Below are 25,921 nucleotides of genomic sequence, written 5' to 3'. Positions count from 1 at the left end.
GATTCGACTCCGGTGAAAGTGTCGCTGGAGATATGCTGGCGAAGTGAGGCGAGTGCCGTCATCGGTGCCAGCGGCCGCGATGCGGGCGTCACGTCTCGCTGAAGTCCGGGCGTCGAAGCCGACCTCGAACGGGGCGGCACGGTCCGCCCTCCCGTGGCATCAACCAGCGTTTTCCTGCGCTGATCCAGCGTCTTTCTCGGCAGACGGTGCCCTGCGGCCGTTCTCGCCTTGCCCCATCCGGTTCGAGCGATGAGGCGATTGATCGATCGAAACCGTCACGAATGATTAGAGGTGACTCGCGATGTCAGCAACTGATGAGCATTCCGTCAAGCAGGCGGTGGCGGCGGGGACGTCGATCGGCGCCGCGATCCTGTTGATGGCCCTCGGCATTCTCTCGATCTTCGAGGGCATCTCGGCCATCGCCAAGGACGACATTCTGGTGACCGGGCCCAACTACGCCTACCAGCTCAGCGCCACCAGCTGGGGTTGGATCCATCTGATTCTCGGGATTCTGCTGGTGATCGCGGCGGCCGCGCTGATGGCAGGAGCAATGTGGGCGCGCGTGGTCGCGGTCTTCCTCGCGGCGCTGTCCATCCTGGCGAACTTCCTGTGGCTGCCCTACTACCCGTGGTGGTCGATCGTGATCATCAGCTTGAATGTCGTCGTGATCTGGGCCGTGACGACGTGGCAGCCCGACCGCATCTGATCCGGGCCCGCACATCATGGGAAAGAAAGCCGGACACGGCAAAACCAAAGGCAAGAAGGGTGGTGCCGGTAAGCACGCGCCGAGAGAACAGCCTGAGGTCTCGGCCGAGTCGGCCTCGGGTGAGTTGATCGAGCCTTCCGCTCCGGCGCAGCCGCCACCGATGACGAAAAAGGAGTACTACCGGCATCTCGCGCTCCTGCACGCCGAACTCGTCGCGTTGCAGGCGTGGGTGAGGTCGTCCGGGGCGAAGATCTGTGTCCTGTTCGAGGGGCGCGACACCGCGGGAAAAGGCGGTGTCATCAAGGCGATCACCGAGCGGGTCAGCCCGCGGGTGTTCCGGGTGGTCGCGCTGCCCGCGCCGACGGAACGCGAGAAGTCGCAGATGTATGTGCAGCGCTACCTGCCCCATCTTCCCGCGGGCGGTGAAGTCGTCATCTTCGATCGCAGCTGGTACAACCGCGCCGGTGTCGAACGCGTGATGGGATTCTGCACCGAGGAGGAGGCCCAGCGCTTCCTCGAGGCCATCCCGACGGTCGAGAAGTCGATCGTCGAATCCGGCGTCATCCTGCTGAAGTACTGGCTCGAGGTGAGCGAGGAGCAGCAGACCTTGCGGCTGCAGAGCCGGATCGACGACCCGCGCAAATTCTGGAAGCTGTCCGACCTCGACCTGCAGTCCTACAGCCGCTGGTACGACTACTCGCGAGCGCGCGACGAGATGTTCCGCCACACCGACACCGGCTGGGCGCCATGGTATGTCGCGTACAACGACGACAAGAGGCGTGGGCGGCTAAACATCATCAGCCACATGCTGAGCCAGATCCCCTACGAGCATCCGGACCATCCGAAAGTCACATTGCCGGATCGGCAGAGCCCGGCGGGCTACCAGCCACCGACGCAGCCCCTGCACTGGATCCCGACCCCCTTCTGAGAGTCCGGCCCGGAAAGGACGAGCGTCATGGCAACGATGGAATCGGCGCCGAGCCCGGCGGGCGCCGGGGACGCTCGCCCGGTCTGGTACGCGCGTGACTCGTCCGTCGCGCTGTCCGCCTTCGGCTCGGACGAGCGGTCCGGCCTGACGGCGGGCGACGTCGCGGAGCGCCGAGAACGATACGGGCCCAACGAGATCGCCTCCGAGCCCGCGCCGTCGGTCTGGGCGATCGCGCTGGCGCAGCTGAAGGATCCGATGAACCTCATGCTGGTCGCGGTCGCCGTGGTCAGCGTGATCATCGGCGAGATACCGACCGCGATCGTCGTCGGTGTGCTGGTGGGGCTCAACATCGTGCTGGGCACCCAGCAGGAGGTCAAGGCGCGCGCCAGCGTGGACGCCCTGGCCAAGATGCAGACGCCGCAGGCGCGCGTGATCCGCGACGGAGCGCTGACCCAGCTCGACGCCACCGAACTCGTACCGGGCGACATCATCGAACTCGAGGCGGGCGACATCGTCCCCGCGGACGGACGGCTGTTGAAATCCGCGACCCTCGAGACGCAGGAAGCCGCGCTGACGGGCGAAAGCGCACCCGTCGCCAAGGACGCTCGGACACTCGCCACCACCGAGGTCGCCCTCGGCGATCGCAGCAATATGGTCTTCCAGAACACCTCGGTCACCCGCGGGACCGCGAGCATGGTGGTCACCGAAACCGGCCAGAACACCGAGATGGGCCGGATCGCCTCGATGCTCTCGGCCGTCGCGCCGAGCAAGTCTCCGCTGCAACGGGAATTGAACGCGCTGACCAAGGTGCTCGGCGTGATCGCATGGACCGCGGTGGCGATCATCGTGATCATCGGGGTGATCCGCGGGCAGAGCGTCACGACCCTGCTGCTGCTCGGCATCTCGATGGGCGTGTCCGCGATTCCGACCGGCCTGCCCACCTTCGTGCAGGCGATGCTGGCCTACGGTGCGCGCCAGCTGGCCGACGCCAAGGCCGTCGTCAAGAACCTCACCGATGTCGAGACGCTCGGCGCCACGAGCGCCATCAACTCGGACAAGACCGGCACGCTGACCATGAACCAGATGACCGTGCGGTCGTTGTACTTCCACGGCAGGCAGTACCTGGTCGAGGGCCAGGGCTACGACAAGTCGGGCAAGATCACCCAGATCGCGGGCGAGGCCGTCCCGGACTTCACCCTGCTGGCCTACGGGCTGTGCCTCGACAGCGACGCCACCGTCTCCGACACCGGTGAGGTCGTCGGCGATCCGACCGAGGCCGCGCTGGTGGTGCTGGCGGCCAAGCTCGGCGTCGACGCGCCGCTCACGCGCCGGACGTATCCCCGTGTCGCCGAGGTGCCGTTCGATTCGGCGTACAAGTTCATGGCCACGTTCCACCACCTCGAAGTGGACGAGCTCACCCGGTTCGTCGAATTGGTCAAGGGCGGGCCCGACGTCGTCCTCGACCGGTGCGCGACCGCGTACCGGCCGGGGCGCCGGGCGGTGCCGATCGACGACATGCGCGACGAGATCGTGGCCGCGAATCGCGCCATGTCGGAAAAGGGTTTGCGCGTACTGGCATTTGCGGCGCGCGTGATCGACGGGCGGGAGGAGGCCGTCGCGGCCGATCCGATGGCGTTCGTCGATGACCTCACCTTCGTCGGCATGGTCGGCATCATCGACCCGCTGCGCTCCGAAGCGATCGACGCGGTGCGCACGGCTCACGAAGCGGGCATAGACGTCCGGATGATCACCGGCGATCACGCGATCACCGCCTCCGCGATCGGCGCCGAACTCGGGCTCGGCCCCGGCGCGATCGGCGGCGCCGAACTCCAGGCCATGACCGACGACGAGCTGGCGGCCGCCCTGCCGAATCTGCATGTGTTCGGGCGCGTCACCCCGCAGGACAAGCTGCGCCTCGCCGACATCATGCAGCGCGGCGGCGCGGTGGTGGCGATGACCGGCGATGCCGTCAACGACGCGGCCGCGCTGAAGAAAGCCGATATCGGCGTGGCGATGGGATCGGGCAGCGAGGTCACCAAACAGGCGGGCAAGATGGTGCTCACCGACGACAACTTCGGCACCCTGATCACCGCGATCCGCCTGGGCCGCAGCATCTACGACAAAATCGTGTCCTACATCCGCTATCAGATGTCCAAGCTGTTCTCGCTGGTGCTGCTATTCCTGGTCGCGAGCATCTTCGACATCAACGACGGCGTCGCGCTGACTCCGCTGATGGTGCTCTTCCAGCACTTCTTCATCACGCTGTTCCCGGTCGCGGTGATCATGCTCGATCCCCCGCCGCCGAATCTGATGAACAAGCCACCCCGCGACCCCGCCAAGCCGATCGCCAACCGGAATTCGTTCGTGCAGTGGCTCGCCTACGGTGTCTTGCAGTTCGCTGTCACGCTCGCCGCGATGCTCCTCGCGCCCGGCGAGATGAGCACCACCGAGGCGAACGTCCCGATGACCACGGCGTTCGTCGTGCTGTCGTTCGGTTCCATCCTGAGCGGGCTGGTCATGCGCCGCGACCCCGAATCCGGCCTGACGCCACCGATTCTCGGCGCGCTCAAGATCCTGTCGATCCCGGTCGTCGTCACGGTGTTCGCCGTGGAGACCGGGTTCCTGCAAGACCTGCTCATGACGACCTCGCTGACCGGCGGCCAGTGGCTCGCCTGCCTCGGCTGGTCGCTGCTCGTCCCGATCGTCATCGAAGCCGAGAGCGCGATCCGTCGTGCACGGCTGCGCGGCGCCACGCCCGCCGCGCGCATCCCGGTCGGTGCGGCGGTCGGTCCGCAGCGTGCCCGGACGTCGATGGTTACCAGCGGACGCTGACCCGCCGTCAGTCGACCTGCTCGAGCTTCGGCATCTGCCAGGCGCCGTCGACCGCTTCGGGTTTCGGGGCGTAGAGGCGCAGGGTCAGGGAGAACGCTCCGGTGGCGGGGATGGGCAGCCAGTTCCCTTGCGGTACGCCCGCGCCGGGATCGGCGTTCTGCACGACCAGCTCGACCGAGCCGTCCGCGCCGGGAACGACCGGGGTGTGATGACCGATAGCGTAGATGCCCGCGGGGTTGTCGACGAAGTGGCTTGCCGCGTCGTAGGCGGTCAGCGACCAGAACGCGTCGACCGGCGGCAATTGTCCCGCGGCGAAACGGATTCGGAAGCGGCGCGGCACTCCGTCGTCGTCGGCGACGGCGTCGACGGTCGGGTAGATGGCGTCTCTGGCGAGGTTGGCACCGAGCCCTTTCATGGCAACGATCGCGCGAACGTCGTAGTTGGTGCCGTAGGCGCCGAGGCTCGGATCGAAGGTCCAGCCGTTGACGTCCTCGGCGTAAGGGTTGCGATAGTTCGGGATCCGCTTCTTCGCGTCGCCGGCCGCGGCGTTCAGCACGTCGCGTGGGACTCCTTTCGGGCTGCCGCCGGGGATGATGCCGATGGCCGCGAATCGACGCATGGCGTCGGCATCAGCGGCCGCGGGCGGGTTGAGCGCCATGACCTCACCCATCCGCTCGAAAAAGGTGGGCCCGTCCATCGCTGCGACGATCGCGGCCGGATCGGCCGCGCTCGCGGGTTGCGCGCCGGGGTCGCCGTGGGGCGCGTTCGGGTCCTTCACCCATTCGCTCAGCGGCACCAGCTCCAGCTGCCGTTGCAGCTCGCGGACCCGGTCGACGTCGGCGGCGCCGTCGAACTGGAGCCGGCCGATCAGCCAGGCGGTGCCGGTGGGCACGGCGAGCCGGGTCACTCCCTCTGGCAGGTCCCCCGACCAGCCGGGCCCGGTGACGGCGTACGTGAACGGCGGCGTTGCCGTGCCCGGCTTCACCTGCGGATCCACGCTGCTGGGATCGTGGACGGTGTTGGACCACGCGTCCATGATCTGCATGAGCCAGTACCGGGTCGGCTCCATCGCGGGCACCCGCAGGATCATCGGTTCGGTGCGCACGTCGAGCCACGCCTGCGAATAGAGCGTGTCGAGGTTGAGGCGCACCACCTGTTTGTTCTCCGGGGTCGGCGGGTCGCTGTGCTGGAAGCGGTTGGGCGGGGCGCCGTTCTCCCGGACGACGTCCATGAGGACCAGGGGATAGCCGAAGACGTAGGCGTCGGTGGCGATGGCCTTGGCGTCCTCGGCGGCCGCGCTCATGGACGTCGCCGTCGCACCGCTGTCGGGGTCGCCGCACGCGGCCATTCCGAGGATCGGGACGGCGGTTAGCCTCAGTCCGAGCGCGGACCTGCGCGATAGTGCGGCAAACTCGCGGTGTTCGCGACTCTTCCCGAAGTTCATGGAACACGCCCTTCTTCGATGTGGACGATGCCGAAGGCGACGCCGACTGCCTGGCCGTTCTCGAGATTCGAGGAGAGAGTATCGGGAAAATACTTCTAGACGGTTGCATTTCCGTGCAACGAACCGGCATCGAGATAGTTTGCTAGCAATTTTTCGGCAACATCTCAGGTCGGCCAGGCACGGGCGCGGGCACGTCCCGGGAGACGGAGGCGCCCGTAGCCCGACGACGATGCGGCGCAGCCGGATTCCGTCCATCCGACGGACGCCTTCGATCGCCGGGTCAAGCGCCTGCCCGAGCTGGGGTGCCCGCACCGTTCTTCGGCTCGGGTGGGACAGCTTCCTCCTGGCCGCGCGCGGGACGAATCAGGATCTCCAGCGCGACCAATGCCAGCAGCGCGCCGAGCACGATCCACACCACCACCAGCCCGGTGGGGTAACGCCAGAAGATCAGCAGGAGCGCGGCGACCCCGACGATCGCCCAGCGCAGCGCCACGCGCAGACGGAACGCCCACACCTCCACCGGATTCGGTGGTCGCGAACGCCTGAGCTGCTGCACCGCGTCCAAGCCCTGCCCGAAGCCGCGGCGGACGGCGACGGCCGAGCCCGCGCTTCCGGTGAGGAAGGCGGCGATCGCGATCACGATGCCGAGCACGGCGACTCCGCGTAGCGCGGTGCGCAGCGGCACCAGCACCGTGTCGACGATCGCGGTGGCCGCGTCCGGCGACAGTATGTCGGGCGGCATCCGGTCCAGATACAGCGCTCGGGCGATGATCAGCGCGATCGCCAGGATCAGCATGCCCACCACCAGCGCGAGCCCGACGAAGACCAGGGCACGACGTCGGCGGCCGGGCGGCGCCGCGGCGATCGCCGACACCGCGGCCGCGATCGTCAACCACGGCAGCACGTTCGCGGCCTTGTCGAGCGCGTCGACCGCCCGCTGCGCCCGGACCAGCTCCGGGGACCTGAACAGGACGAACTGCTTGTCGACCGGCGGGATCTTCTCGACGAAGGTGAAGCCGCGGTCGAGCAGCCGTGCCTTCACGTTGTCGAGCACCGTGCCGAGCGAGAGGGTGACCGTCCCGTTCTCGTCGACGGTCACCGATGTCGGTCCGACCTGCCCGGTCACCACCGCGACCAGCGCCGTGTGGGCCACACGGTTGGCTTGCAGCCACAGGTCCTCGAACTTCTCGCTGCGTACGAACGTCAGCACCGTCTCGTTGACGAAGTTGCGCGCCTGCACGGTGATCACCGGCGCAAGCCCCTCGACCGCGCGATCCAGCCGCGGCCGGTCCTCGGTCGCCGGGACCGCTTCGGTCAGCGCGGCCAGCGCGTCGGCGGTCAGCCCCTCGATATCGACGCGCGTGAAGATCTCGTCGGTGATCGTGTTCGCGATCTCGTTCTGCAGGACCGGATCCGTTCCCAGCGGGGCCACCGTGGTCAGGTACCGATCGGTGTCGAGAATCTGGCTCCGCACGTACCGCGACATCACCGTCGCGACGGACAGGACGGCGACCAGCACGACCAGCACCGCCACCGCGGTCCATCGCCACGAGTGCCGCGGCGGTCGAGCGGCCGCGACCGGCGGCGCTGCGCGCACCTCCGCGCGCAGCGCCGCCACCTCGGCGCGAAGCCTCTCGAGCTCGACGCGTTCGCCCGGGCTCAGCGAGTCGGCGGGCAGATCCTCGGGCGGTCCGGAATTCATGGGAATCCCTCACTCCAGGAACGAATTCGGGCGATGCGACGGCAATTCGCCGACTTCGGCGGTCCCTTTCGATGCAGGACCGGTGCACACTATGTCGAACTGCGGGCCCGGCCACGCGGGCCTGCCCCGGATCACAGTTTCACAGCCGCCGCCGATGAGGGCGTGCGCTATGATCGACATTAACATCGGCGACGTCGGCAGAGCGTAGATTCTTTCTCGGAACCACCGCCACCCGTCGCATAAAAAGCCATGCTTCGACAGTTGTTCAGTGCTATGTCAGGGCGATATGTCTCTTTCTCGCTACGGAAAGAGGAGATACAGTGACCGATTCCGACATCGACATGATCGGCCCCATCGACTATCTCGTGATCGAATTTCCTCCCGACCGGCAGCCGGACGGTTCGGCATTGCCCCTCTTGCGCGACCTCGTCGAGCGCGGCATCGTCCGGGTGCTCGACCTGGCGTTCATCCGAAAAGACCTCGACGGTTCGCTGACCGGAATCGATATCGCCGACGTGGGATTCGGCGGGGAGATCGATATAACCCTGTTCGCGGAGGCGGGATCGGGCTTGCTCGACGACGCCGACCGCACGGAAGCCGGTGCGGCGCTCGAACCGGGACGTTCGGCCGCGATCTTGGTTTACGAGAACACCTGGGCGGCGCCTTTCGCCTCCGCGTTGCGTCGTAACGGCGCCGAACTCGTGGCGTCCGGACGCATTCCGGTGCAGAGCATATTGGCGTCCCTCGACGCCCTCGAAGCGGAAAATCGTTGAGGAGAATTGTCATGCCAGGACTGCTGCGCGGCGTCGCCCGCACCGCGATCATCTCCGGAACCGCGACCGCTGTCTCCAATCGCGTTTCCCGGCGCCAGGGAGAGCGCTGGGCGGCGGAGGAACAGCAGTACGCCCCGCCTCCGAGCTATGCGGCGCAGCCCGCCGCGCCGCAGCCCGCACCTGGTGGCGGCGCGGGCACGGAACGGGTCACCGCGTTGAAAGAGCTCGCCGAGCTCCGGGCGCAGGGCGTGCTGACCGACGCCGAGTTCGAAGCCGAGAAAGCCAGGATCCTCGCATCCTGAGCTTTCACCCCCGCGGAGCGCGAGCACTACCTCGCGGCCGTCATCGATTCCGCCCGCCGCATCGCGGAGTTCTGACCACTCCCCCGCTGACATTCGGGGCGTCGAGCGCTTCGGCGTAGACCGACAGGATCGCTTCGATGTGCCGCGATTGGCGCGGTTCGTCGGCATGGTCCGCGAGCGTCCTGCGCATGGCTTGCAGGCGGATTCGGTTGCCCGCCAGGTCTTTCAGCACCGCGGCGAACGATTCCACCGACCGGTCGTCGGCGCGAACGCCGCCATCGGCTGGCACGGTTTCGGACAGTTCGGGATCGCAATACACGACCGGCAGACCCATCGCCATCGCCTCCAGCAGCACCATGCCCTGGGTATCGCAGTCGGAGGTGAGCAGCAGCACGTCGTGACCGCGCATGGCGCGCAGGCAGTCGGCCTGACCGGCCTCGCCGTGCAGGCGCACACGTCCGCCGAGATCCGCCTCGGCGACCGCCGAGCGAACCCGGTCGGCCAGCGGGCCGCCGCCGTAGACGTCCAGCGTGCAATCCTGCACCAGGCGCGCCACCTCGATCGCCTCGAGCGGACGCTTCTCCGCCGACAGGCGACCGCACCACAGAGCCCGAAGCGGCGCTTGGATGTCCCGCGCTCGCAGCGGCGTTTCCGCGTCCAGCCTTCGCGGCGGCGTTTCCGTCTTCGTCGCCTCGTCGTCAGCGCCGCGGACGCGATCCAGCAGTTCGTCGTCGATTCCGTTGGACACCACGTGAATCGGCCGGTCCACGCCGTGCGCGGCGACGCGGTGGGCGAAGTGCCGGGTCGGCACGATCACTCGATCGGCCGCCTGCGCCTGTGCGATCAGCGGACGCCAGGCGAGCCGGGCGATGCGGCCGTCGCCATCGGACGGCGGTCGCCCGCGCAACGGCACGAACCAGCCGTGCACCAGACGCATGGTCAACGCGGACAGATACGGCGCGGGCGAATACTGCGCGATCACCGTGTCGTCACGGCTCTGCATGGTCTGGACGATCGGAATGCCGTGCCTGCGTGCGGCACGTGCACCGGAGATACCGCACCCGTAGGTCGTCAGCGCGTGCACGATGTCGATCGGGCCGCGCTCGGCGAAGGCGGCATCGATCCTGCGCTGATTACCCCGGGTCGGCAGGACGACCGGCAGCCCGTTCGACATCGCGACCGGCAGCGCGCCGAGCACCACCGTCTCGGCGTCCGAGGTCACGGATCCCGGTGCGGGAGGGCAGAATACGGTCACCCGATGACCGAGCCGCCGCAGGCCGTCGCAGAGCGACCGCATCGCGGTCTGGACGCCGCCGAGTGTGGCCGGGTGGAAGTCGGTGAAGATCGCGACGTGCACGGAATCGCCCCGACTCAGGCCGATGCCGAGACGACCAGGCGTTCCACCGCGTCCGCCGCGGCGCGGACACCGTTCTCGGCGGAGACTGTGCGGCCGAGTTCCGCTGCCCGCCTGCCCGCTTCGGGTGTCAATGCCGTGACGAGTGCGTCGTGCAGCCGGTCCTCGGTCAGCGACGGATACGGGAAGTCGGCCCCGATGCCGAGCGCCGAAATACGCCAGCCGTAGAAGAACTGGTCGCTGTGCACGCCGATCACCACCGCGGGCAGGCCCGCGCGCAACACGTCATGGGTGTTGCCGCTGCCACCGTGGTGCACGACCGCGCGACACCGCGGCAGGACGCGGTCGTAGTCGAAGGAATCCAGCACGAACAGCCTCCGGTCGTCTCCGATGCCGCGCGGAAAACCCTCCCCGCGCACGGTCACCAGGGCACGTGCCCCCAGCCTGCGGCAGACGGCGGCGATCAGCTCGCAGCATCCTGCGGGGTCGAGGATCGGCATGCCGGTCATACAGAAGTAGATCGGCGGCTCGCCCTCGTCGAGCCACGCGGACAGCGCCGGATCGACCACCGCCTCGCCCCATGCCTCGCGCAGCCGGGCGGGCAGGATCGGCGCGCCGACCACGGTCGAACGGTCGGTCCAGTCATCGGGTTTCGGCAACAGCACCGGACTCACCATGTGCACCAGCGGAATACCGTCCTCGCGCATGCGCCGGAACGGATTTCGTGGTTTGCCAGGCAACTCCATCATCGCGCGCACCCGCCGATCCACGCGACGATAGGCCAGGCCGTAGGCCATTTCGAAGGCCGAGTAGCTGGCCAACCGCAGTCGCGGCGACGAGATCATCTGCTTGACCATGAACGACGACGGGAACTCCGCGGTGCGCTCGAGCGGATACGGCAGACAACCCACCACGGTCTGTCCGTACTTCTCCCCGCGCTCCATCGCCCATGGCAGGGTCGAGGCGCACGAGACGATCACCTCCGCCGATTCGCACGCGCCGCTGAGCGCCTCGTGCATCCGCTCCCCGCGCTCGCCCGCCATGATCTTGACCGTGTCCAGCATGATCCGGACGAACGGCAGCGTCTTACCGGAGGACAGCGCGCGTTTGGCGGCGGGCGATTCCAGCAGTTCCGCGGAGTTGAACGGGATGACGTGCGGCTCGAAGCCCGAGCGCCGCACCACTGCGGCGTAGTTCTCGGTGGCCGTTATCTCGACATCGTGCCCGCGCGAACGGAATTCGTCCGCCAACGCCAGATACGGCTGATGATCGCCCCGGGTCCCTGCCGTCAACAACGCGATACGCATACTCTCGACTTTCGTTCGTGCTCAGCTGTCGTTCGTCCGCATTCGGAATTCGCCCGGCAGTCGCGGTGCGGTGCCGATGTTAGTGTCTGCTGGTGACCGACCACCTGCAGTCCGGGCTCCGCATCGGCATCCTCGGCGCGGCCGGCATCGCGCCCGCGTCCCTGATCGCACCGGCGGCGCGCAGCTCGGAAGTTGTCGTCGCAGCGGTCGCCGCGCGGGATCGGCCGCGCGCGGAGCGGTTCGCGCGCAAGCACGGCATTCCCCAGGTCTACGACAGCTATCAGGCGCTGATCGAGGCGCCCGATCTCGACGCGGTCTACATTCCGCTGCCGAACGGCCTGCACGGTCGCTGGACGCGCGCCGCGGTAGCGGCGGGAAAACACGTGCTGTGCGAGAAGCCGTTCACCGCAAACGCCGCCGAGGCGCGTGAGATCGCCGCGCTGGCAAGCGATTCCGATCGCGTCGTGATGGAGGCGTTCCACTACCGCTACCACCCGCTGATGTCGGCCGCCGAAGAGATCATCGCCTCCGGCGAACTGGGGACGCTGCGGCGGGTGGAGGCCGCGCTGTGCTTTCCGCTGCCCAAGTTCTCCGACATCCGCTACGACTACGCCCTGGCGGGTGGCGCCCTGATGGACGCGGGCTGCTACGCCGTGCACATGGCCCGCGTGCTGGGCGGCGAGGACCCGGAGGTGGTCGCGGCGCGGGCGAAGCTGCGCGAATCGCGGATCGACCGGGCGATGACCGCCGACCTGCGCTTCCCTTCCGGGCACACCGGACATATCCGGTGCTCGATGTGGTCGGCCGACGTGTTGCGCGTCGGCGCCACCGTCGTCGGGGATCGCGGCCGGATGCGGCTGGTCAATCCGGTGCTGCCGCATATGGGACATCTGCTCTCGGTTCGCTCGGAGCGCGGCAGGCGGGTGCGTCGTTTCGCGCATCGGACCTCCTACGACTATCAACTCGACGCCTTCGCCGCCGCGGTGCTGCGCGGCGAACCAGTGGCCACCGCACCGAGCGACGCCGTCGCCACCATGACCGTCATCGATGCCATCTACCGGACCGCGGGCCTGCCACTACGCCAACCGAGCTGAGGTCTCGTCGAGGAAATCGACGATGTGCCCGAACACGTCCAAGGCCGCGCCGCGCCCGATGAACGTGTCGAGGTGGCCGTAGGAGGGAATCTCGGTGTAGCGGACATCGATTCCCGGATTGCGCGCCGCAAGCACCTCGTAGCACAGCTTGTTGGAATCGAGCCACGCCTCGTTGCGGCTGCCGGACAGCAGCAGCACCGGGCAGTCGATGCGGCCTGCGTGGTCGAGCGCGTTCTCCGGCAGCGCCGCATAGCGGTCGTCGTCGACGTTCCACCGGACCACCGCGTGCGCCAGCTCCATCTGCCGCAGGTGGGGCAGCACCGAAAGCGGTATCGCGCCGAACAATTCGGCCAGCCGGTCGTGCGTGCGCGGATTCAGATGGTCGTGCTCGAACAGCTTGGCGCCCATCCCCCAGCCGTGCTGCACCATGCGGCAAGTCGGGTCGGGGCAGTCGCCTTTGCGGGACAGCGCGGCGTACAGCAAGGTGCGCCGGGACCAGAGCCCGACCTTGCGGAAGTCGGATTCGATGTGGCCGACGCGCGAGCCGAGCAGTTCGCTGCCGAGCAGCACCCGCACCCGCGCCGACGTGCTGACCTTGGGCGTCAGGAAGACACCCTGCGCGACGACGCCCGCGAGTCCCGGCAGCAATCCGGCCGTCATGCTCAGCGAAAGGGCAAGCGCACCGATGCAGTGCGCGACGACGAACAGCGGACGGTCCCCGATTCGCGCCCTGATCTGCGCGACCGCCGCGGGCAGGTCGTAGAGCGCGACATCGTCGAAGGTGTAGGGCTGGCCCGATTCGTTGTACGGCAGGCGGCAACTGCCGCGCCAGTCGAGCAGCCACGACTGGTAGCCGGCATCGGCAAGGACGTCGGTGACGTTCCGGATCTCGGGGAGCGCGAACATCTCCGACGACACCCCGTGCCCGTGCACCAGCAGCACCGCGGGACCGTCCGCGGGACCGACGGGGCGCAGGGCTAGGTCGACGCCGTCGGCGGTGCGGAAGGAAACGACTTCCGCCGCATCGGATTCCGGCGCGGCGGATCGCAGGTCGGTCATCGGCGGTGCTCCTTACGCGCGGCTCGGCGCAGATCCAGCAGGTCGATCCCGACCCGGAGTATCGGTTCCATCAGCCCTTTACCGAGCTGGCCGCCGAACCAGCTGAGCCACAGCAGTTTCGCCAGCCGCTGCTGGCGTTCGGGCAGCCGGGGATCGATCCGGATGCCGTCGATCTGGTCGGGCAAGTAGGTGTGCATGGGTACGGCGACTTCGCCGCGATACGACGCGGGCTCTCCGGCGCGTCCGATCTCGATCACCTGGGTACCGAGCTGCCGGACGAAGCGCCTGCGCGCCGCGGCGAACTTGTACCCCTCCAGCCACCACTCGCCGCCGGACGAATCACGCAGCGTCAGGCGGTAGTGCATGAGCGGATGCCGCACTTCGTGACGCAGCGGAATCCCGTCGTGCGGCCGGACGGTCGCCGTCCCCTCGACGGCGAGCGGCTCCTCGTGCAACCGAGCACAGGCGAGCTCGCCGGTGACGTCGAGCGTGCGCGCGGTGAACACCTGCGCGCCGCTCGCGACGGACAGGGTCAGCCGCAGATCGCACGGAACATCGGCGTCTTCACCGACGGGACCTACTGTGCCGGTGAGTGTTTCGTCGAAGCGCAAATAGGGTTCGTCGCCCGGCTGCGGGCCGAAGCTCGCCATGGCCGCGAGCATCCGGCCGCGCGCCGCGCCGGACGCGGCGGGCGCGGGCAGGCCGTTGGCGGCGACGAACGCCTCGGTGCGGGCGGCCGACGCGGGCGGCGCTGTCACCATCGCCGCCAGCTGACGCCGGGCGACGGGGCTTTGCAGCACCTGCGCCAGCGATTCCAGTTCCGGTACGGGTTCTTCGCGGATCGCGCGGACCACGTCGTCGCACCACTGCTCCCAGTGCTGCACACGAATACCCATGCCGCCCAGCGTGGTTTCGGCGACCACCTGATCGAGCGAGGTGGGCGCGCCCGTGAGGTGATAGGTGCGGCCCCAGGCGCTCGGCGTGCCGACGATCTCCGCGGCCACCCGGCTGACCCAGTCCACCGGCGCGGAGTTGAGATGCCGGAAGCCCGGCGCGGTGCGAAAGCGCAGCAGCGCCGCCGTGATTCCGGCGTTGAGGTCACGCGGATTGTGTGCGCCGGTCTCCGGATGGCTGCCGATGCCACCGGGGCGCAGGATTGTCACCACGAGTCCGTGTTCGCCCGCCCTGCGCAGCACGGCCTCGGCGGCCCACTTGGATCGGTCGTATCCGATGGGTAGCGCGGCGACGTGGGCGGTCGGATCGTCCTCGTTCAGCGTGGCGGCTTCCGTTCCGTTGAACACCGCCAGCGATGAGATGTGGTGCAGCGGTTTGGGCCGGTCGGTGCACGCCAGTTCGGCGAGGGTCAGCGGGCCGAGCACATTGGTCCGGCGCAGCGACGGATAGCCGCGCAGGAAGTCCACCGCGGCACCCGCGTTCACGATGGAATCCACCTCCGCGGCAAGGGTTTTCCATCGATCGTCCGACAGGCCGAGCCGGGGCAGGCGCAGGTCGCCCGCCAGCGGGGTCACACGCCGAAGTATCTCCCGGGACCAGGGCAGCGCGAAGCGCCGGACGGCGTCCTCGAGTCGTCGAGCGGCGTCGTGGTCGTCCTCGGCACGGACCAGGCACACCACGTGGGCTTGGCTGTGGCGCAACAGATCGAGCAGCAGGTGACTGCCGAGGAAGCCGGTGGCCCCGGTCAGCAGGATGCGGCGCGGTGCGACCCGCTCCGGCGCCGCGACGAGCGGCAACCGGTCGGCGCCCGCGAGATCGGCGAAGATCTGGGCGAGGTCGTCGGTGTCGGTCTCTGGATTCTGTTGCGGCAGCGTGGCTTCCGGATGATCCGCCAGCCAGCGCTGCACCAGCCTGCGGGGGCGCGCGTCGAAGAACACTGTGTCGAGGTCCAGGTGGATGTTCAGCTCGCGGGCCAGCGCCGCGACGAATTCCACCGCCGCGAGGGAGGTGCCGCCCGCGTCGAAGAAATCGGCGTCGGCGTCGAGTGGCGTCGCGGTGAATCGATTCGCCACGGCGGTGACGGCCGCGGTCAACGCCTCGGCGTCCACGGGTGGCGTCCCGCGTCCGATGTCGGCCTGCGGTGCGGCGCCACCGCCTCCGGCCGCGTCGGCGTCCATCGGTGGCACGCCGCGTCCGGATTCGACCGGCGGCGCACTGCCGGTGCGCGCCAGCAGGGCGGCGACGTCCAGCCCCGCGGCGCCTCGTTCGAGGGCTTCGCCGCGCACGCGACGGTCGACGGCCGGGTTGCGCACCGTCGTCCGTTCGTCAGCACCGGTCACCGGGTCATCTCCTCTTCTCCATGAGCCGCCGTGGTTTCCCAGGACCTGAACTCCCGCAAGCGATCCGGTGTCGCGGACACTTCCAGCCGCGCATCCCCGCCGCCGCCCAGCCGCGCGGCCAATCGGCGAGCGGGTTCGTTGCGGCCGGTGTGCTCGACAGACATCCGCACCGTCGAGCAGCCGAGGGCGTCGGCCCGGTCCGCCACCCAACCCAGCAGCCGCTCCTCGACGCCGCGGCCGAGGGCGCGGCAGCTGAGCTGCCAGCCGCGAATCCAGAGGCTCTCCGCATCCGCGCGCAGCGCGAGCACCGAGATCAGGCCGTAGTCGCCGAAGCGGTCGCGCGCCGTCGCCGTCCACACCTCGCCCTCGTCGCACCACCTGGCGAGATCGTCACGGGTGACCGCGGCGAGGGTGAACTGATTGGTCCGCCGGACGAGCTGTTCGGCGCGCACCGCGGTGGCGTCGGAAAGCGGCTCGATGGCGACCTCGAGATTCAGTCCCGCCAGGAAGTCGGCGAATTCCGCTGACGCCCTCTCCTTGTCGCGCTCGCGATCCTGGCGGTAGAAGTCGGCCCGCTGGCGGTCCTCCACCGTCGCCGCGATCGGAACCATCGGCCACAGCCGCGCGAGGAACGACTCCAGTTCCCCGCCGGGCGGGCACGTCACCGACAGCACCTCGGGCAGCCGCGCGCGCATACGCGCCACTTCGACCGGGTTGTCGTCGAGGTAGCAGAAGCTGTCGAGGCCGAGCCGCACAGCGTGCGCGACCTCCTCCAGCCGCTCCGGCTTGCCGTCCCACCCCGCGGAGACCGCGGCGAAATGCTCGCGGCCCAACGGGCTTTCGGGCCGGTCCAGGATCGCGTCGACGATGTCGGCGTCGTTGTTGGTCAGCAGCACCAGCAGTGTTCCTGCGTCGCGCCAGTGCAGCAGCCGCCGGGCCAACGCCAGCCGCGGCGCGTCGAAAGTCACAGCGGCGGACCCGATCTCGCCCGCCGTTCCGCTCCACAGGGTGTCGTCGCCGTCCACGGCGATCACCTTCGGCGCGGGCTCCGTCACGGCGGCCGCGGTCGCGGCCAGGGTCAGCGCCACCGCCGCCTGGAATTCGGCCGTGAAGGGCAGATGCGCCAGGATCTCGGTCCGGTCGTCGAAGGGCTGGTCCACCGGATGACGGCGCGTCCACTCCCCCGACTCCAGCACCGCCACGCCGGGCCGGTCGCGCAGGCGTTCGGCGACCAGCCGCTCCCACTCGAGCAACCGTTCCTCCGCGCGCGCCGAGGGCAGGATGCCGACGATGACCGGACGACGTGTCCGTTCGACTACGTCGAGCACGGCCGCGGGGAATGCGGCGGCCAGTTCGGCGAGCTGGTCGTCGGAGAGCGCGCCGAAGCGTTCCAAGTCCGACGCGCGCAGCAGCACGATGCCCAAATCCGTCGACGGCTGCGCGAACACTCCCGACGGGTCGCGCAGGCAGGACAGCACATGGTGGTAGGGCGCTTCCGCGACGGTGATCGGCGTGGCATCGGACGACGCCGCCGTCATCAGCTCGGGCAGCCTGCCGAGCGCGAACGTGGCGCCAAGCGCCGCGCGGAAGCCGGAAACCTGCTGCTGTCCAATGGTTTCGGGGCGAGCAGCGGCTCCGGGGTCGGCGATGGCGGCGGCGACAGTCGCGAGGTATTCCATGCCGAACTCGGCGCAGGTGCGCGCGTCGATGATGTCGCTGTTGTAGGTGAACCACACCTGGCCGGTGTCGGGCAGCACCGCGACCATGAGGTCCAGGTCGGAGTAGCCCGTGCTCACCGGAACGAGCGCGGCCGGCGCGACGGCGGAGTTGGCGCGCAGGTAGTTGAAGTACACCTCGATCATCGGCGCGTTGTCGCGGTAGAGGCCCTCGGCGGCCAGCGCGGCGAGCACATCGGCGAAACCCGCGCCGGGCGCGAGCAGGTTCCGCAGTCGCTCGCCGGTGCTCCGCAGCACGTCGGCGACGAGGTCACCGGCCGCCGCGGCCGCGGGGAACGGCACGGGCACACCGAAATATCCGACGGCGGCGGTCGCGTCGGCGTGCATGCGGGTGTCCACCGGAACCGCGAGCGCGAACCGATCGACCTGCTGACGCCGGGCCAGCAGGATGGTCAGCGCCCCGAGGAACACCGCGGCCGGGGTGATGCCGAGGTCGCGGGCGCGGTCCGCGACCCGGTCGTGCAGTCCGGCGGGCAGGTCGAGCGCGATCGACCCCGCGCCGTAGCTGCGGCCGGACGGACGTGGATGCGCCAGGGTCAGCTCGAGCCTGCGCGATCCGGAGAACGCCTCGCGCCACCGGGTTTTCGCGCTCTCGGCGGCGTCATCGCGACCGCCCGACTGCGCGGCGAGCAGCTGATGCATGTCGCGGTTGGTGACGGCGTCGTCGAGCTCCGCGCCGGACAGTTCCGCGGCCAGCTCACCCGCGACCAGCAGCATCGACTGCACATCGCTCATGCTGTGGTGCCCGCCGAAAAGCAGTGCCTGATCGCCGGATTCGGCATTCAGCAGTTCGAAGCGCCACAGCGGGCCGGTCGCCAGGTCGAACGGCCGCGCCATCAGCTCCGCGAACCGCTGCTGCACCACGGTGTCGTCGAGCCGGTCGAGGTCGCGCCATCCGGCCAGTGCGCCTGGCTCGCGACGGATCTCCAGCTGGCGACCGTGCTCGTCACTCGACCGGATGGTGGTGCGCAACGCCGCATGCCGGCGGGCCAGCCGCGCCAGCGCTTCCTCCAACCGCGGCCGGGTCACCCGCGCCGTCAGCCGCACGGCGACGCCGCCGGTCTGCGCGGCGCTCGGGATGCCGAGTTGCTCGGTGCGCAACAGGCGCATCATCTCCCGGGTGACCGGAAGCACTTCCACCTCGGGCACCTCGGCCGCCACCGCGGCGGAGCCCTCGGCATCGGCCTGCCGCATCACCTCGCCGACGAGGTGACCGGCGAGGTCGGCGAGACTCTGCTCGGCGAGGATCGTGCCGAGCGGCACCGAGATTCCGGAGTGCTCGCGCACCTTGTTGCGCAGTTCCACCGCCATCAGCGAGTCGAGTCCGAGGCTCTGGAAGGTCTGCTCGGCCGCGACCTTTTCGCCGCCCGCGTGGCCGAGGACCTCCCCGGTCCACTCGGCGAGCGCGGCGAGGGCCAGCGCGGTGGCCTCGGCGCGGGGCACCGCACGCAGCCGTTCGGCGAAACGCGAGCCCGCCGTGGCGTCGACGCTCGCACGGTCGGCCACCGCCCGCCGGGGCGCGCGGCGCACGAGTCCGCGCAGCAGCGGCGGAACGGCGGGCGCACGGCGCAGCACGTCGGTGTCGAGCAGCAAGGGCACCAGCAGCGGGTCACCGACCCGCAGCGCGGCGTCGAAGCAGGCCATGCCCTCGGGCACCGAGAACGCGCGGACGCCCGCGCGCGCGATCCGCCGGATGTCTGCCTGCGCCATGTGGTCGTGCATGTCGACCTCCCACGCGCCCCAGGCCAGGGACTGCGCCGGGAGTCCGAGCGCGCGGCGACGCAGCGCCAGCGCGTCGAGATAGGCGTTGGCCGCCGCGTAATTGGCTTGGCCCGGCGTGCCGAACAGGCCGCCCGCGGCGGAGAACAACACGAACATCGACAGCTCCCGGTCGGCCGTCAGCTCGTGCAGATGGTGTGCCGCATCGACTTTCGGACGCAGCGCCGCGTCGAGCTGCTCGGCGGTCAACGCGCCGAAGGTGCTGTCGTCGAGGACGCACGCCGCGTGCACCACACCGGCCAGCGGCAGACCGTCCAGCAGCCGCGCCAGCGCCGACCGGTCGGCGATATCGCAGCGCGCGAATCGCACACGCACGCCGCGGCTTTCCAGCTCGTCCCGCAGCGCGACACCGCCGGGGCCGTCGATACCGCGACGGCTGACCAGCACCAGGTCTCTGGCGTCGTAGGCGTCGGCCAGGTGCCGCGCCAGCGCGGACCCGAGCCGACCGGGCGCGCCGGTGATCAGCACGGCCCCGTCCCCGAGCGACACCCGTCCTTCCGGCGCCCGCCCTGCCGCCTCCGGCAGCCGAGTCAGGCGCGGCGCGAAGGCCACGCCGTCGCGCACGGCCAGCTGCGGCTCGTCCGCGGCGAGGAGCGCGACGATGTCCACCTCGCCGTCGACCGCATCGATCAGCGTGATCCGGCCGGGATTCTCCGACTGCGCGGAGCGCACCAACCCGCACACGACCGCGCCCGCCGGGTCCGGGTTGTCCGCACCGAGCAGCGCCACCGCTCGGTGCGTGCGCACAACCAGCCGTGTCCGCTCGAATCGACTGTCGGACAACAGCGTTTGCAGCGCGGACAGGATGTGCTGAGCAGTGTCGTGCACCTGGCCCGGCGCATCGCCTTCAGGGACCCGCAGCACGATCACGTCGCGAACCACCGGATCGGCGGGATTCCACTCGCCCAGCGTGAGCGTCCGGTCCGGTGCGGGCAAGGGTAGCTCCGACCACTCCATCCGGAACAGCCGACGGTACGCGGGCGCGAGCGCGGCGGCGTCCCACTGCGCGGCGGCGACCGGACGCGACAGCACCGAACCCACCGACACCACCGGCTGTCCGGTCCGGTCGGTCGCGAACACGCTGACGGCGTCGGGTCCCGACCGGGTGAGCCGGACGCGCAGCGCGGTCGCGGCGGAGGCCCACAGCGTGACATCGGTCCACACGAAGGGCAGCAGGGCATTCGCGCCGTCGGCGGCGAACAGGGCGGTCGCGTGCAACGCGGCGTCCAGCAGTGCCGGATGGATGCCGAATTTCGCGGCATCGCCGTGCGCGGATTCGGCGAGTTCGACCTCCACGAAGATGTCGTCATCGCGTCGCCATGCCGCCCGCACCGCGCGGAACAGCGGACCGTAGTGATGTCCGCGCGCGAACAGCTTCGCGTACAGGTCGTCGACATCGACGCGGACCGCGTCCGCGGGCGGCCACGCCGACGAATCGGCCTGCGCGGGAGCGGGTTCGGATTCCGCGGCCAGCGCGCCGTCGGCATGGAGCGTCCACTGGGCATCCGGGTCGTGCTCGGCGCGGGCGTAGACGCGCACGGTGCGGCGGTCGTCGGCGTCGGCGCCGCCGACGACGGTCTGGATCTGCAAGGCACCGCGCTCGGGGACGAGCATCGGCGCGCGCAACACCAGCTCGCGCAGCACCGGGCTGCCCGCCTCGTCACCGGCGCGAACGGCCAATTCGACCAGTGCGGCGCCGGGCACGAGCACCGCGTTCGGTCCCGCGTGATCGACCACCCACGGATGCTGCCTGCGCGAAAGCCGCCCGGTCAGCGTGAGTCCGTCCGAATCCGGCTGCGGCACACCGGCACCCAGAATGGGATGGGAGACGTCCTGGAGGCCGAGCGACCCGGAGTCGCGATGGACGGGTTCGGTCCAGAACCGCCGTTCGTCGAAGGCGTAGGTGGGCAGGTCGACCCGGCCGTGGTCGGGCACCAGCCGGGTCCAGTCGAGTTCGTGGCCCGCGACGTAGAGTTCGGCCTGCGCCCTGGCGAGGGAGGTGGGTCCGTCCTGGTCCCGCACCAGCGAACCCACGGCCACCACTTCGCGCCCGAGCTCCTCCGACACCGTCCGCACCGCCGCGGTCAACGAGGGATGCACGCCGAGTTCGACGAAGTACCGGAACCCGTCGGCGATCATCCGCTCGATCGTGGTCGCGAACCGCACGGTCTCGCGCGCGTTCCGGTACCAGTAGCCGGGTCCGATCGGCTCGGCCGTCATCGGCTCGCCCGTTACCGTCGAATACCACGGCGTGGCAGGCGAATCCGCGGTGAGGTCGGCCAGCGCGGCGGTCAGCGGATCGCGGATGGACTCGATCAGCCCGCAGTGTCCCGCGAAGCCGGGACCGGCGGCGCCGAGCCGGGTGTAGATTCCCGCGCGGTCCAGGTCGGCGAGCAGTTCCTCCACCGCCGGCTGCTCGCCCGCCACGATCGTGGAGCGCGGCACGTTGACCGCCGCGATCGACACCCGGCCGTCGAAATCCGCCAGCCGCTCGCGCACCTCGGCCTCGGGCAGGCCGATCATCGCCATCGCGCCCGGTGCGGTGATGGCCTGCATCAGGCGGCTGCGCGTGACGACGATCCGTGCGGCATCGCTCAATTCGATGACACCGGCGCAGTAGGCGGCGGCGATCTCGCCCTGGCTGTGGCCGACCACCGCGTCCGGGGTGACGCCGGCCGCCCGCCACGTGGCCGCGAGCGCGGCCATGGTCGCGAACAGCAGCGGCTGCACGACGGGGAAGTCGGCGAGGTCGGCGGCGGTCATGGTGTCCAGCCTGTCCACCAGCGACCAGCCGACGTGTGTGCCGAAAGCCTTGTCGCACTGCTCGAATTCGGCGCGGAACTCCGCGGAGGCGACGAGCATGTCGCGCGCCATGCCCACCCACTGCGTGCCCTGCCCTGGGAAGACGAACGCGGTCTTGGCGTTGGTGAGTACCGGACCGGAGCCGACGACGGTGTTCGCCGACGACCGGCCGTCCACCAGATCGCGTAGCGCGCCGATCATCTCGTCCCGGTCGCCCGCCACCACGACGGCACGCCGCTCGAACTGGGTGCGCTGCAACGCCAGTGCGCGAGCGACCGGCCCCGGCCGCAAGCGTGGATCGGCGAGCGCCAGGTCGAGCAGCCGTTCGGCCTGACCGTGCAGCGACGCCTGACTGCGGGCCGATATCGGCAGCAGCGACACCCTCCGGTCCTCGCTCGCCGGGTTCGGCTCGGCCGCGGGCTCGGGTGGCGCCTCCTCGAGGATCAGGTGCGCGTTCGTTCCGCTGAGCCCGAAGGCGCTCACCCCGGCCCGGCGCGGCCGGTCACCGTGCCGCCACGGCATCGGCTCGGCCTGCACCGCCAGACCGCTGGTCGCCCAATCGACCTGCGGTGAAGGCACTCCCACGTTCAACGTGGCCGGGATGCGCTCGTGGTGCAGCGCCAGTACGAGTTTGACGATGCTGCCCACGCCCGCGGCGGCCTGGGTGTGCCCCACATTGGATTTCAGCGATCCGATGCCGAGCGGTCGCAGCGGATCACGACCGGGCCCGAACACCCGCGCCAGTGCGCGCGCTTCGATCGGGTCGCCGAGCGCCGTCCCCGTGCCGTGCGCTTCGACATAGTCGATGTCGTGCGGCGCCAGACCCGCGACCCGCAGCGCCGAGCGCAGCACCTGTTCCTGTGCCGCGCCGTTCGGCGCGCTCAAACCCTGGCTACGGCCGTCCTGGTTGACGGCGGAACCGCGAATGACCGCGAGCACCCGGTCCCCGTCGCGGCGGGCGTCCCCGAGACGCTTCAACAGCAGCAGACCGGCGCCCTCCGCCCACACCGTCCCGTCGCCGTCGGCGGAGAACGGCGCGCACCGGCCCGTCGGCGACAGCACGCCGAGCCTGCTCAGCTCGATGTGGGCGGTCGGTGACATCAGCAGCGTGGCGCCGCCCGCCAAGGCCAGATCGCACTCCCCCGCGCGTAGTGCCTGCATCGCCAGATGCACCGCGACGATCGACGAGGAGCAGGCCGTGTCCAAGGTGACCGCCGGGCCGTGCAAGCCGAGCGTGTAGGCGATCCGCCCGGACGCGACGCTCGGCGAAAGTCCCGTTCCGACTTGGCCGTTCAGCTGTTCCGGCGCGACGTCGGCCAGATAGCCGGTGCTGTAGACGCCGAGATAGACGCCGGTTTCGCTGCCGTGCAGGGTGCGTGGATCGCGACCCGACCGCTCGATCGCCTCCCAGGCGAGCTGCAACATGACGCGCTGCTGCGGATCCATCACCGCCGCTTCGCGCGGGCCGATGCCGAAGAAGGCGGCGTCGAAACGATCTATGCCGTCGACGTATCCGCCACGGAAGGTGTAGGCCTTGCCGGGCGCTGAGGTGTCCGGGTCGTACAGCCCGTCGATGTCCCAGCGGCCCGCGGGCACCTCGGTGAGCGCGTCACCGTTGCCGTCCAACAGCCGCCACAGCGCCTCGGGCGAGTCGGCGGCGCCGGGGAACCGGCAGGACATCGAGAGGATGGCGATCGCGTCGTCGTCGGCGTCGTCGCCGGGAGCGGCTTCGGGCTCCGCGGCGTCGGCCGCGCCCGGCTCGTCCGGCGCGGCGGGGGCCAGCGCCGCGGCCACGCCGTCGATCGTGGGATGGTCGAACAACAGGTTGGTGTCGAGGAAGCGCCCGACGAAATCCGACAGGTCGATCACCATCTCGACCAGATCGGCCGAGCCCAAACCGAATTCGACCATCGGCCGGTGCACGTCGATGCGTTCCGGATCCAGCGCCGCGTGCCGGGCGATCGCCGTCACCAGCCAGGATCGGATCGCCTCCGCCGACGGCTGCGCCGCGGACTCGGCGGTGTCCGGCTGCACGGTCCGCGGCTCCGTCTCGTAGTCGTCCAGTTCGTCCTCCGGCGACCGCACCGGGCCCGCGAGCAGCGCGAGCAATTCGCCGGACAGATAGGCCGCCCGGCAGGCCGAACGCTGAATCTTCCCGCTACTGGTCTTGAAGATGGTTCCGGGCCGAATCAGCAGCACCGCCGCGAGGCCGATACCGTGATCGGCCGCCACCGCGGCGCGGACGGCGCCCTCGATCGCGGCCAGCTCGCCGGGATCCTCGCCGCGCACCTCGGCGACGACCACCGGCTGTTCCCCGTCCAGCCCGACGTCCACGGAGAACGCTGCGACGCATCCGGCACGGACAGCGTCGTGCGCCGATTCGACGGTCTCCTCGATGTCCTGCGGATAGTGGTTGCGACCGTCGACGATCAACAGATCCTTGCGCCGACCGGTGACGAAAAGCTCTCCACCGGAGAGGAATCCGAGGTCCCCGGTGCGCAGGAAACGGCGGTCGTCGGCGGGCAGCCGCGCCCCGAACACCTCGGCGGTGGCCTGTTCGTCGCGGAAGTATCCGGCGGCCACACTGCCCCCGGCGACCCAGATCTCGCCTTCCTCCCCTGCGGCGCGTTCGGCGCCGCTCTCGGGATCGACGACCGCGATCGAGATCCCCTCGGATGCCTGCCCGACGCCGACCAACTCCGTTGCACGAGTGTGGTTTCCGTCGGCGGCACGGCCCGCGACATCGAGGAATACGGGCGGCGTCGCGATGGCGGGCGCGGTCACGATCAGGGTGGCCTCGGCCAATCCGTAGACCGGCTGGTGCGCTTCGGCGCGGAACCCGGCGCGGCCGAAGGTTTCGGTGAAGCGCCGCACCGTCGCGGCCCGCACCGGTTCGGAACCGTTGAACGCCACCCGCCACCGGCTCAGGTCGAGCCGATCGATCTGCTCCGGCGCGATCCGGCGCACACACAGTTCGTAGGCGAAATTGGGGCCGCCGCTGGTGTGGGCGCGGTAGGTCGAGATCGCTTGCAGCCACCGTTCGGGGCGCTGCAAGAAGTGCAGCGGCGACATCAGCACCGAATTACCGCCGAGGTAGACCGTGTGCAGCAGCGGCGCGATCAGTCCCATGTCGTGGTACATCGGCAGCCAGCTGGCGAACAGCGCGCCGTCCCACGACTCGGCCAACGCACGGTCGTGGCCGAGTCCCGCGGCGATCGCCGCCTGGTTGTGCAGCAGATTCCCGTGGGTGAGCAGCACGCCGCGCGGCGCGCTCGTCGAGCCGGAGGTGTACTGGATGAACGCGACCGAATCCGGTCCGAGATCCGGCTCCCGCCACCGCGTTGCCAGATCGCCCTCGACCTCGTCGGTGGCCAGCCATCGCACGCCCGCCAGCTCGGGAATCTCCGCGCCGAGCGCGGCCGCATCGGCGACGACCCGCCGCGGCGCCAGCACCACATCGACCTCGGCGTGCGCCACCATCCGCCGCAGCCTGCGCAGCGACCGGTTCTCCCATTCGGGCAGCGGCGCGGGGACCGCGACCACGCCCGCCGCGAGGCACCCGAAGAACGCCTCGGCGAACTCCGGCCCCGCCGGGTACAGCAACAACGCGCGCCGCGGCATCGAATCCTGGAGTGCGGCGCCGATCGCCCGCGCGCGGACACCCAGGTCGGCGTAGGACATTTCGCGGACGACACCGTCGACATCACCGCTGTCCAGGAATCGATACACCACATCACCCGGCCGATTCCCGACCTGAGCGAACAGTGTCTCGACGAAAGTGTTTAACACGAACTACTTCCTCTAACGGT

At 69.8% G+C, this 25,921-nt stretch carries 13 protein-coding genes; 6 read left to right on the top strand and 7 right to left on the bottom strand.

Features of this window, described 5'->3' with window-relative positions:
• Positions 1 to 301: 301 nt before the first annotated feature.
• From AB0H50_RS10775 to AB0H50_RS10765, 3 genes are read left to right on the top strand one after another with little or no spacing between them, the layout of a single operon-like run.
• Positions 302 to 706, top strand: coding sequence for a hypothetical protein (locus tag AB0H50_RS10775; RefSeq protein WP_357449573.1), 405 nt, complete (start codon positions 302 to 304; stop codon positions 704 to 706).
• Between the two features lie 16 nt (positions 707 to 722).
• Positions 723 to 1,634 carry a polyphosphate kinase 2 gene (ppk2, locus tag AB0H50_RS10770; protein WP_357449570.1) on the top strand — a complete coding sequence of 304 codons (912 nt, stop codon included), beginning with the start codon at positions 723 to 725 and terminating at the stop codon, positions 1,632 to 1,634.
• A 27-nt stretch (positions 1,635 to 1,661) separates the two neighbouring features.
• Complete coding sequence (locus tag AB0H50_RS10765; protein ID WP_357449567.1) at positions 1,662 to 4,466, top strand: cation-translocating P-type ATPase; 2,805 nt, start codon at positions 1,662 to 1,664, stop codon at positions 4,464 to 4,466.
• A 7-nt stretch (positions 4,467 to 4,473) separates the two neighbouring features.
• Here the strand turns inward: AB0H50_RS10765 and AB0H50_RS10760 are convergent, their stop codons facing one another.
• Together AB0H50_RS10760 and AB0H50_RS10755 are read right to left on the bottom strand one after the other, a co-directional pair.
• On the bottom strand, positions 4,474 to 5,769 hold the full coding sequence (locus tag AB0H50_RS10760) for a DUF1254 domain-containing protein (RefSeq protein WP_357449564.1): 1,296 nt from the start codon (positions 5,767 to 5,769) through the stop codon (positions 4,474 to 4,476).
• Between the two features lie 421 nt (positions 5,770 to 6,190).
• The gene (locus tag AB0H50_RS10755; protein ID WP_357449561.1) at positions 6,191 to 7,612 is read right to left on the bottom strand and encodes a hypothetical protein; all 1,422 of its coding nucleotides are present in this window, start codon (positions 7,610 to 7,612) and stop codon (positions 6,191 to 6,193) included.
• 320 nt (positions 7,613 to 7,932) lie between these two features.
• On the opposite strand from AB0H50_RS10755, the gene AB0H50_RS10750 reads away from it, so the two are divergent.
• Both AB0H50_RS10750 and AB0H50_RS10745 read left to right on the top strand, forming a co-directional pair.
• Positions 7,933 to 8,385 carry a DUF6325 family protein gene (locus AB0H50_RS10750; RefSeq protein WP_357449558.1) on the top strand — a complete coding sequence of 151 codons (453 nt, stop codon included), beginning with the start codon at positions 7,933 to 7,935 and terminating at the stop codon, positions 8,383 to 8,385.
• Between the two features lie 11 nt (positions 8,386 to 8,396).
• Positions 8,397 to 8,687, top strand: a complete 291-nt coding sequence (locus AB0H50_RS10745) for an SHOCT domain-containing protein (RefSeq protein ID WP_357449557.1) — start codon at positions 8,397 to 8,399, stop codon at positions 8,685 to 8,687.
• Between the two features lie 40 nt (positions 8,688 to 8,727).
• Here the strand turns inward: AB0H50_RS10745 and AB0H50_RS10740 are convergent, their stop codons facing one another.
• Positions 8,728 to 10,044 (bottom strand): glycosyltransferase, encoded by a 1,317-nt coding sequence (locus AB0H50_RS10740; RefSeq protein WP_357449554.1) that lies wholly within the window; start codon positions 10,042 to 10,044, stop codon positions 8,728 to 8,730.
• A gap of 14 nt (positions 10,045 to 10,058) precedes the next feature.
• A complete protein-coding gene (locus tag AB0H50_RS10735) occupies positions 10,059 to 11,348 on the bottom strand; it encodes a glycosyltransferase (RefSeq protein WP_357449551.1) in 1,290 nt (429 codons plus the stop codon).
• Between the two features lie 92 nt (positions 11,349 to 11,440).
• On the opposite strand from AB0H50_RS10735, the gene AB0H50_RS10730 reads away from it, so the two are divergent.
• Positions 11,441 to 12,442, top strand: a complete 1,002-nt coding sequence (locus tag AB0H50_RS10730) for a Gfo/Idh/MocA family oxidoreductase (protein ID WP_357449548.1) — start codon at positions 11,441 to 11,443, stop codon at positions 12,440 to 12,442.
• Here AB0H50_RS10730 and AB0H50_RS10725 read toward each other — a convergent pair.
• From AB0H50_RS10725 to AB0H50_RS10715, 3 genes are read right to left on the bottom strand one after another with little or no spacing between them, the layout of a single operon-like run.
• Positions 12,425 to 13,501: an alpha/beta fold hydrolase gene (locus tag AB0H50_RS10725; protein ID WP_357449545.1), complete on the bottom strand. Its 1,077-nt coding sequence runs from the start codon at positions 13,499 to 13,501 to the stop codon at positions 12,425 to 12,427. The two genes, AB0H50_RS10730 and AB0H50_RS10725, sit on opposite strands and share 18 nt — an antisense overlap.
• Positions 13,498 to 15,795, bottom strand: a complete 2,298-nt coding sequence (locus tag AB0H50_RS10720) for a thioester reductase domain-containing protein (RefSeq protein WP_357449542.1) — start codon at positions 15,793 to 15,795, stop codon at positions 13,498 to 13,500. The genes AB0H50_RS10725 and AB0H50_RS10720 overlap by 4 nt, the downstream gene beginning before the upstream one ends.
• Positions 15,792 to 25,901: an HAD-IIIC family phosphatase gene (locus tag AB0H50_RS10715; RefSeq protein ID WP_357449539.1), complete on the bottom strand. Its 10,110-nt coding sequence runs from the start codon at positions 25,899 to 25,901 to the stop codon at positions 15,792 to 15,794. The genes AB0H50_RS10720 and AB0H50_RS10715 overlap by 4 nt, the downstream gene beginning before the upstream one ends.
• Positions 25,902 to 25,921: the final 20 nt, after the last annotated feature.

The sequence above is a fragment of the Nocardia sp. NPDC050793 genome (genome assembly GCF_040654065.1).
Taxonomy (GTDB): Bacteria; Actinomycetota; Actinomycetes; order Mycobacteriales; family Mycobacteriaceae; genus Nocardia.
The sequence above is the reverse complement of the archived record's forward strand: the minus strand, read 5'-3'. Positions and strand labels throughout refer to the sequence as shown.

Coding starts and splice junctions, on each gene's coding strand:
- AB0H50_RS10760 (WP_357449564.1), bottom strand. CDS start 5,769: ATGAGCGCGGCCGCCGAGGACGCCAAGGCCATCGCCACCGACGCCTAC.
- AB0H50_RS10735 (WP_357449551.1), bottom strand. CDS start 11,348: ATGCGTATCGCGTTGTTGACGGCAGGGACCCGGGGCGATCATCAGCCG.
- AB0H50_RS10745 (WP_357449557.1), top strand. CDS start 8,397: ATGCCAGGACTGCTGCGCGGCGTCGCCCGCACCGCGATCATCTCCGGA.
- AB0H50_RS10775 (WP_357449573.1), top strand. CDS start 302: ATGTCAGCAACTGATGAGCATTCCGTCAAGCAGGCGGTGGCGGCGGGG.
- AB0H50_RS10755 (WP_357449561.1), bottom strand. CDS start 7,612: ATGAATTCCGGACCGCCCGAGGATCTGCCCGCCGACTCGCTGAGCCCG.
- AB0H50_RS10765 (WP_357449567.1), top strand. CDS start 1,662: ATGGCAACGATGGAATCGGCGCCGAGCCCGGCGGGCGCCGGGGACGCT.
- ppk2 (WP_357449570.1), top strand. CDS start 723: ATGGGAAAGAAAGCCGGACACGGCAAAACCAAAGGCAAGAAGGGTGGT.
- AB0H50_RS10725 (WP_357449545.1), bottom strand. CDS start 13,501: ATGACCGACCTGCGATCCGCCGCGCCGGAATCCGATGCGGCGGAAGTC.